Source organism: Pseudoalteromonas sp. SG41-1, from assembly GCF_014164575.1.
GTDB classification, from domain to species: domain Bacteria; phylum Pseudomonadota; class Gammaproteobacteria; order Enterobacterales; family Alteromonadaceae; genus Pseudoalteromonas; species Pseudoalteromonas rhizosphaerae.
The window spans coordinates 1-8,738 of record NZ_JACJFL010000082.1; the positions used below are offsets into that span (position 1 = coordinate 1).

Below are 8,738 nucleotides of genomic sequence, written 5' to 3' on the forward strand. Positions count from 1 at the left end.
CTGCTGGCGAGGGTCGGCAATTGATTCGAAATATTTAAATAGTTGAATATCAGGCATGGGGGCTCCTTAAAAAGGAGTATAAGATCATACTTTTAAGTCAAGGTAAAGTTCGTGATCTTGCCCTGCATATAAATACAGTGATAACAAGGCGTAACTTTTGACATGTAGTTGTTCTACTTGAAAAAATTATAACGCAGTTAGCGCTTTATTTAGCTCGCTAGAATGGTTAAATATTTAAGTCGATTGGTATTAATTAAAAACATCATCGTTATTGGTGTTGAGTAGCTGACTAACTGTATACAGTTGGTATAAAAAGTTTATTGAGGGACGCAAAGATGTACACCGCTTGTATTGAGCAGCATTTGGTCTAGTGAAATAGCATTCAGAATTTAGTGTATATTTATTGAATTTAAAAAGTAGCGGTAGAAAGTTTATTTTAAAAAAGAATTTGATGAGGGGGAAATTATGGTGAAACAGAGTCCTGTTTCACCAAGTTGAACCTAGGTTCACATAATAAAAATTATGCTAATTCTACGTTCTCAGCTTCAGGGCCTTTTTGGCCTTGCTTGATGCCGAAAGACACTTGTTGGCCTTCGCTTAGAGTGCGAAAACCTGAGCCTGTAATAGCGCTGAAATGTACGAATACGTCAGGACCATTTTCTTGTTCAATAAAACCGAAACCTTTAGCTTCGTTGAAGAACTTAACTTTACCAGTAACCGTGTTTGACATACCAAATTTTCCTGTAAGTCAATAATTAAAATTCAGCCAGATTGGCTATATCCTCCCTGAGTGAATGCCCAATAAATCGCTGGGATAAAGTACAGGAAGAAGTAATAACCATTAACCGGAAACCTTACACGCCGCACATTAACCAAAAAATTCAATACGCAAAAACTCAAAGCAAGTTAAGGTTAACACAATATAATTGTTTTAGCTCTATTAATTCAGAATTATTTTAATGCTTTTAACATCAACTCAATAAAACTGTTCAAGTGATTAATTTCAATACAAAAAGCACACCTTTCTCAGCTGTGCTTTACTTACTCTATGGTTATTTGATCAGCCAATCAATTGTACTTTCGGCTTTAATTGGCACCACGTGATCATTTCCTAATGGGTAACTTGCTGGCACTGTCCATGGTTGCTTTATAAGGGTAACAGTATCTGCATTACGTGCTAAACCATAAAAGTCTGGACCAAAATGACTTGCAAAGCCTTCAAGCTTATCAAGCGCTCCGGCCTCCTCAAATGCTTCAGCGTATAACTCAAGTGCAGCATGAGCGGTGTATGCACCGGCACATCCACATGCGGCTTCTTTTTTATCTTTATAATGCGGCGCCGAATCTGTACCTAAGAAAAACTTAGCACTGCCACTGGTCGCAGCACTAATAAGTGCTTGTTGGTGTGTATTACGCTTTAATATTGGTAAACAGTAGTAATGTGGGCGGATCCCTCCCGCTAACATATGATTACGGTTATACAATAAATGATGTGCAGTAATGGTTGCAGCCACATTATCAGAGGCATTATTTACAAAATCAACGGCATCTTTAGTGGTGATGTGTTCAAGCACAATTTTTAAATCTGGGAAGTCTTGTACAACATCCACTAAAATAGTTTCTAAGAATACTTTTTCACGATCAAATATATCAATCGATGAATCTGTCACTTCACCATGGATCAGCAATAACATACCGACTTCTTGCATGGCTTTTAATGCTGGGTAAATCTTTTTAATTGATGTTACACCAGAATCAGAATTTGTTGTCGCACCTGCTGGATACACTTTAGCAGCAACAATTTTACCAGTTGCATGTGCTTTTTTAATCTCATCCGCGCTCGTATTATCTGTTAGATAAAGCACCATTAATGGCTCAAAATTTCCTTGTGGCCCGGCCGCCATAATACGGTCGCGATACGCTAAAGCAGTTTCAGTACAGGTTGCCGGAGGAACTAAGTTTGGCATAATAATAGCGCGTCCCATATAGCGGCTAATATCACGCACTGTATCTTTTAGTTGATCCCCATCACGTAAATGAACATGCCAGTCATCTGGACGAGTGATAGTTAACGTTGACTGAGTGTCGAAGGCTTGCTTTGTCATTACTTGTTTCCTCGGCTGAATTTAGTTGATCATATGCATATGCCCTATCTGAGTAAAGATTTTATTGCGGTTTTTCCTGATGCTTTTTATCAACAGATAGAATGAAAACACTGGTTCATCAATCGTTTGGCGTGCGTTTACCTTTACAAACATACCTCGTTAATTTTATTTATTCTTTGTCTAAACGTTAACATTCCGTTAATCTATAAGTATATCAATGACACAAAACGGTATATTCACGCGTGGCATATGCAGAATAAAGTAGACTTATCTTCAGCGCTTGATGCAAAAACCGAGCAACTGAGTATTATTAATCAGTTTTCTTCAAGCTTATTACAGTTAGATAAACTCGATGAATTATTCGACTACGTGACCACTGAAGTAGTTAAGCGGTTAGGCTTTGTCGATTGTGTCATTTATATTGCCGATGAAAGTGCTACAACCTTACATGAAGTCGCATCAATGGGAGTGCCACCTGCAGATAGTAACTATGCCGTAGAACGAAAAACTATCGCATTTAATCAAGGCATTACTGGTTATGTTGCTTCTACAAGTCGCGCTGTTATCATTGGTGATGTCAGTACTGATAGCCGTTATATCGCAGATGTACGCCCTGCAATGTCTGAACTATGCGTACCATTAGTTTATAAGCAGCAGGTTTTAGGAGTTATAGACTGCGAGCACCCGGTGCGTAACTATTTTAGTGATGCCCATCTTGAAATTTTAACCACCGTTGCGCATTTACTCAGTGCCAAAATAAATCAGGTCAATACTGTTGAGAACTTGCAACAAACGGTGAGTAAATTAAATGCTGCACAAAAGCTAGAAGGAACGCTCTTACAAATAGCAAATTTAACCTATCAAGCCAATGACTTAGATACTTTTTTAGAAGCATTGCATGGCATTATGACCAACTTGCTACGCGCTGATAACTTTTTGGTAGGGCTATACAACAAAAATATCGATATCCTCGATATTGTTTACATTGTCGAGGAAGGAGTACGTTCAAATGCTCATAAAAAAATATCAAAAGAGCAACTAAAACATACCGCATCCTATTACCTTTTAAATTCCGAACAGCCATTACTATTAAATAAAAAAGAATATCAACAACATATAAATGATGGCCATTTTAAAATGGTAGGCCGCCAGTCAGAATCTTGGCTTGGTGTTCCATTTAAAGTAAGCGAACATATAAGTGGTGTGATCGTAGTACAAAGTTACGATAAAACTCACCATTATAATGATCATGACCGCGCTCTACTGACGTATGTCAGCCGCCAAATTAGTATGGCTATCGACAGACAACTATCTCGCCAAGCACTTGAACATCGCGCTTTGCATGATGAATTAACTGGGCTTGCTAATCGCTCTTTACTGATTGACCGCATTAAGCACGGCATCTTACGGCTAACTCGAACACCCAAAGGGCGATATCATGCGTTGCTGTATCTAGATTTCGACCGCTTCAAAAGCATCAATGATTCTTTAGGGCATGAAGTGGGCGATCACTTTTTAATCGCCATTTGTAAGTTAATTAAAGGCACAATTCGAAATACCGATACATTTGCACGACTCGGTGGTGACGAGTTTGCTATTTTTATGGAAAACATCACTCATAAAAACCAAGTTAATGATGCATTAAAGCGGATTAAAAAAGTACTCGCTAAACCACTTAATATTGATGGCCATTTACTGCAAGCTTCTACTAGTATTGGCGTTGCATTTTGCGAAAACGAAAATGATAAAGCCTATCAGTTATTACAGCATGCAGATGCTGCAATGTACGAAGCTAAATCAACAGGCCGTGGCCAAGTCAGATTTTTTAATAACACCATGCGTAAAAAACTTAAAAGTCACGCAGATATAGAAAATGATCTACAACATGGCATTGAGCATCATGAATTTGAGTTATATTATCAGCCGATCTTTGCTATACAGCAATGTAACGTTGTAGGTTTTGAAGCGCTCGTTCGTTGGCACCACCCACGCAAAGGCTTTGTTTCACCTAATGATTTTATTTCAATAGCAGAAAACACTGGGCAAATAATTAATCTCGACCTGCATTTATTAGATCTGGCAGGAAAACAAATAGCTGCGTGGCAACAACAAGGTAAACGTTTCTTGCGTGTGACGGTGAATGTTTCCTCACGACACTTTGCAAGTGTAGACTTTATCTCGCAAATTCATGCTATTTATAATAAATATGAGCTAGCATTAGGCTCCTTATGTTTAGAGATCACCGAATCAGGTTTGATCGAAAACTTAGAATTAGCAACCAAGATAATTGAAGGGTTAGCGCCATTAAAAGTAAAGTTATGTTTAGATGATTTTGGCACCGGATACTCTTCTTTGGGTTACTTACACCAACTGCCAATTCATGTGCTAAAAATTGATAAGAGCTTTATTGACCGTCTTAAAGACACCGCCACGCCATTAGTTGATGCCATTTTGTCATTGGCATCATCACTTAAGTTAGATGTTGTAGCCGAAGGAATTGAAACGCAAGAGCAACTAGCCATATTGCAAAAAACTCAATGTGATTTTGGCCAAGGCTTCTTAAAAGCCAAACCCCTGCCCGCCGCTCAAGCAATTTTATTGATTGATAAACCACTTTAAAACAACCATAAAAAAGCCCTGATTAATCAGGGCTTCTTGCAAATAAAAAACAGGCAGAATCAGCCAACCAACCAATGTGCCATCAGAGCAATAACGGGTAACGTGATCAAGGTTCTGAGAATAAATATTACAAACAATTCAAATATATTTACTGGGATTTTACTACCCAATAAAAGCGCGCCCACTTCTGACATGTAAATTAACTGGGTTACACTCATTGCCGCAATAATAAAGCGAGTAACATCACTTTCAATCGTGCCAGCAGCTAAGATTGATGGAATAAACATATCCGCAAAGCCAACCATGATCGTTTGCGCGGCAGCTTCTGCTTCTGGTATTTGTAATAACTCTAAAAATGGGATGAACGGTTTACCTAAATAAGCAAATATCGGCGTATATTCAGCAATAATTAATGCGAATGTGCCCACAGCCATCACTACAGGTAATACTGCAAACACCATATCTAATGCGTTGTGAATGCCTTCTTTCATGGTACCTGCAAAGCCCGGTGAGTTTTTAGCTTTGTGCAGCGCGACATGTAGGGCATGTTTAAACACATTTTTGCCATGCGGCACGCGCTCTTTGTGCTGATCAGGCTGACTACCATCAATATATATATCTTTCTTAAAGCTCAATGGCGGTATACGTGGCACGATCAGCGCAGCAACAACTCCCGCTAAACAAACCGTTAAATAAAATGGGGCAAATAATTTTTCTAGTCCGACTTGGCCTAATACCACCAAACAAAACGTAATTGATACCGCAGAGAATGTAGTACCGATAATCGCCGCTTCACGCTGAGTGTAATGCTTTTCTTCATATTGGCGCGCGGTCATTAAAATACCCACACTGCCATCGCCTAACCAAGAGGTTGCACAATCAACAGCACTTCGTCCTGGCACGCCAAATAACGGGCGCATTACTCTAGTTAATAACGTGCCTACTAGCTCCAGCAAACCAAAATTTAACAATAAAGGCAGTAATAAGCCCGCTAAAATAAACACCGAAAATAGCACTGGTAATAAATCTTTTAGCACTAAGCCACCGGTACTTCCTGATGTAATACCATCGAAAAGCGGAATTAAAAACTCTGGTAATGTCGATTTAAAATCCGGATTATTAATGCTTAAAACCGTTAAGATAATAAACGCCATACCAAATAAACGGATCACTAGCCAAAGCCAATGCACATCAAAAAGATGCTTTAAAATAGTAGATTTCATTAATACCGCTGGCTTAAAAACCTTGAATATCAATGATAAAACACCTGTAGTACAAATAATTAATGTAATCAACGTATCGGCATACGATGTAATATGAGCTTGCACCGCTTTTGCCATAACAGCGATAGGAATAGTCATTGCCCCGTCCATTGGCACTGGAGTCATGAATAAGAGGACGCCAATCAATGAAGGAACTAAAAAATTAAACCATACCTTAAAGTCAAACTGCGGGTGAGAGGAAGTTAGATTAGACATTGTTTTCAACCTGTAAAAACCACAAAAAGAGCAAAAGCTCTTTTTGTGGTGTTATTATTATTTATTATTAAATTTTAATACCGCGTTGACGCAAAGCACTTTCTAACGCTTGTTGTAAGTCATTCATCGTACCAGGCTCTAACGTTGTGCCTTCATCGTCCATCCACGTTAAGCTAGTACCACCTTCTTTGGTGCGACTGACTAAAATTTGATATTGGCCATTTTCAATCGGTAATTCAGCAAGCTCTTCACCCCAAATTGAATCCCAAACACTTGATTCAGGTTTGTTGTAATCAGCTGTGATCAAACCACGATCTTGGTCAATTTCAACAATCGTAAACGACAAGCGCTCAAGGAACCCTGAGAAACGATCAAATATTAATGAGTAATCCTGTTCCGTTACCAGCGCCGCATTACCTTTATTGTCAAAGCCCATTTCCAACGAAATAATGCCTTGTTGTTTGCGAATTTCAACTTCAAGTTGACGATAACGATAATCAAATTCAGCCACAACTTGATTTAGTGCACGCACTTCTAGTTGCTGTTGCAAAATTGGCGTCAATGGCACATCTTTACTATTGTATTCCGCTAGCTTAGCGCTTAACGAAGCAGTACGCTGATGTGACTTCTCTTCAATAGTAAAAATAAAACGTTGCTCAGATACAGCGGTATCGCTATTCCACAACCAACCTTCCTCGGGTTTGATAATCGCATACCAGTCAGTTTCAATCGAACCTAATGACTTATCTTGTTTGATTGCCTTTGTTTGATGCTCAGTTAACACAGCGTGTACTGAATCCCAAATAAACTCATCTAAATTTGCAATACCATCGTTTTTATCAAAATAAACGCGTGCTTGTTTATCACCTTCTTCAACCCAACTGCCTTTTGCCACAGTTAATACTTGTGCTGGGGGACGATAGTTTGTTGAATCCGGATCATTATTATATTCTGCCACATCCATTTTATAAATGGGGTCTAAAGCTGGCTGAGCCAATTGTCCTGGCACTTGTACCGGCTCACTGGCACGGTAATTACGTTTTTGATGCGCTTCGTCAGTGAACACACCACATCCTGACAAGCTAACCAATACGCTTACAGCAAGCGCTTTTGGGATCCAATACTGCACAGATAATTCTCCTTAGCATACCCTTAATTGTTTTAACAAATATATGAGTGGGTTATGCCGATTTGGTTCAGTGTAAAGCCAATATTAACTTTACGTATCTTGTTTTTATGCAAACCCCGTTACTTTAGGGCACGGCTAAACGTAAATGTAAGCCAGTCTATATGCAAAATTTTAACTATGGTACTTTCCCATGCCACTAAAAACAAGAAACACCGTGCTTTAATAACAGCTTAATTATCTCGGCCTGTAGTTTAGCGATTGTTTTGTGTTAAACTTCGCCGCCGTGTGGTGGTAATTGCCGGCTCAGCTTACTCTGATTGTTATTAATAATATAACCTAGGTACTTGAATTCATGACTGCTTTTTCAAATCATCAGATCGTTTTAACTGCTATTGGCGATGATCGCCCTGGTATTGTCAGTGAATTAACCCAATTAGTCAGTGACTGTCACTGTAATATTATTGATAGTCGCATTGCCATCTTAGGCAATGAATTTACATTTATTATGCTGTTATCAGGTGATATGTCGGCAATCAGCCGCATTGAACACACCCTGCCCCTCAAAGGCATGGAGCTGGGCTTACTCACTATGATGAAGCGGACAGCCAGTCATACTCAAAGTGAATTTTGTGCCGGCTACACCCTCGAATATACAGGTATCGACACACCAGGCACGTTAAGTAAAGTTACCCGCTTTTTTGCCGACAACCACATTAGTATTTGTTCTTTAAAGTCAGATACCTATGACGAAGAAAAAGATACAAAAATGCGCTGTGAACTGGAGTTTAACATTCCTGTTGAGGTTGACATTGATACGTTTAAAGTCCAATTTGAAGATCTGTCGCGTACTCTAAACGTAGATTACATATTTCGACGCATTCGCTAAGGAGCAAAGCATGAACACAATTAATCCATTACAAGCCGGTGACAAAGCACCCGCTTTTAGCCTACAAAATCAAGATGACGAAACAGTCGTCCTTGCAGAGCTATTAAAAGAGCAGCAAGTATTAGTGTACTTTTATCCAAAAGCATCAACACCTGGTTGCACCGTGCAAGCTGAAAACTTACGTGATGAAAAAGCCGTGTTAGCACAGCTAAATACCCGCGTGGTTGGTATCAGCCCTGATCCGGTAAAAAAATTAAAGAACTTTGAAACCAAAAAAGAATTAAACTTTGACCTACTTTCAGACGAAGATCACGCGATTGCAGAAGCATTCGGCGTATGGGGCTACAAAAAGTTTATGGGTAAAGAGTACGACGGTATTCACCGTTTAAGCTTCTTGATCGGCCAAGACGGAACAATAAAGCACTTTTTCGATAAATTTAAAACCAAAGACCATCATCAAGTGGTGCTGGATTATTTGACTAAATAATCGGTGCTAGGTGCTAGGTGCTAGGTGCTAGGTG

The 8,738-nt window shown here is 39.2% G+C and carries 7 protein-coding genes; 3 read left to right on the forward strand and 4 right to left on the reverse strand.

Annotated features, from left to right (window positions below):
- Positions 1-520 precede the first annotated feature (520 nt).
- Both H5203_RS22015 and pyrC read right to left on the reverse strand, forming a co-directional pair.
- The gene (locus tag H5203_RS22015) at positions 521-730 is read right to left on the reverse strand and encodes a cold-shock protein (RefSeq protein WP_145241558.1); all 210 of its coding nucleotides are present in this window, start codon (positions 728-730) and stop codon (positions 521-523) included.
- A gap of 322 nt (positions 731-1,052) precedes the next feature.
- Positions 1,053-2,105 carry a dihydroorotase gene (gene pyrC / locus H5203_RS22020; protein WP_145241556.1) on the reverse strand — a complete coding sequence of 351 codons (1,053 nt, stop codon included), beginning with the start codon at positions 2,103-2,105 and terminating at the stop codon, positions 1,053-1,055.
- 249 nt (positions 2,106-2,354) lie between these two features.
- On the opposite strand from pyrC, the gene H5203_RS22025 reads away from it, so the two are divergent.
- A complete protein-coding gene (locus H5203_RS22025; RefSeq protein ID WP_182820332.1) occupies positions 2,355-4,724 on the forward strand; it encodes an EAL domain-containing protein in 2,370 nt (789 codons plus the stop codon).
- 59 nt (positions 4,725-4,783) lie between these two features.
- On the opposite strand, the gene H5203_RS22030 is transcribed toward H5203_RS22025, so the two are convergent.
- Positions 4,784-6,202 (reverse strand): YjiH family protein, encoded by a 1,419-nt coding sequence (locus H5203_RS22030; protein WP_182820333.1) that lies wholly within the window; start codon positions 6,200-6,202, stop codon positions 4,784-4,786.
- A 67-nt stretch (positions 6,203-6,269) separates the two neighbouring features.
- Positions 6,270-7,331: an outer membrane protein assembly factor BamC gene (gene bamC, locus H5203_RS22035; protein WP_145241551.1), complete on the reverse strand. Its 1,062-nt coding sequence runs from the start codon at positions 7,329-7,331 to the stop codon at positions 6,270-6,272.
- Between the two features lie 352 nt (positions 7,332-7,683).
- On the opposite strand from bamC, the gene H5203_RS22040 reads away from it, so the two are divergent.
- Both H5203_RS22040 and bcp read left to right on the forward strand, forming a co-directional pair.
- Positions 7,684-8,217: a glycine cleavage system protein R gene (locus H5203_RS22040; RefSeq protein WP_145241549.1), complete on the forward strand. Its 534-nt coding sequence runs from the start codon at positions 7,684-7,686 to the stop codon at positions 8,215-8,217.
- 10 nt (positions 8,218-8,227) lie between these two features.
- Positions 8,228-8,704: a thioredoxin-dependent thiol peroxidase gene (gene bcp, locus H5203_RS22045; protein ID WP_182820334.1), complete on the forward strand. Its 477-nt coding sequence runs from the start codon at positions 8,228-8,230 to the stop codon at positions 8,702-8,704.
- The last annotated feature ends 34 nt before the right edge of the window (positions 8,705-8,738 follow it).

Bases quoted from the DNA above. Each gene is read 5' to 3' on its own strand.
- H5203_RS22015 (WP_145241558.1), bottom strand. From the start codon at position 730: ATGTCAAACACGGTTACTGGTAAAGTTAAGTTCTTCAACGAAGCTAAA.
- H5203_RS22040 (WP_145241549.1), top strand. From the start codon at position 7,684: ATGACTGCTTTTTCAAATCATCAGATCGTTTTAACTGCTATTGGCGAT.
- H5203_RS22025 (WP_182820332.1), top strand. From the start codon at position 2,355: ATGCAGAATAAAGTAGACTTATCTTCAGCGCTTGATGCAAAAACCGAG.
- bcp (WP_182820334.1), top strand. From the start codon at position 8,228: ATGAACACAATTAATCCATTACAAGCCGGTGACAAAGCACCCGCTTTT.
- H5203_RS22030 (WP_182820333.1), bottom strand. From the start codon at position 6,202: ATGTCTAATCTAACTTCCTCTCACCCGCAGTTTGACTTTAAGGTATGG.
- pyrC (WP_145241556.1), bottom strand. From the start codon at position 2,105: ATGACAAAGCAAGCCTTCGACACTCAGTCAACGTTAACTATCACTCGT.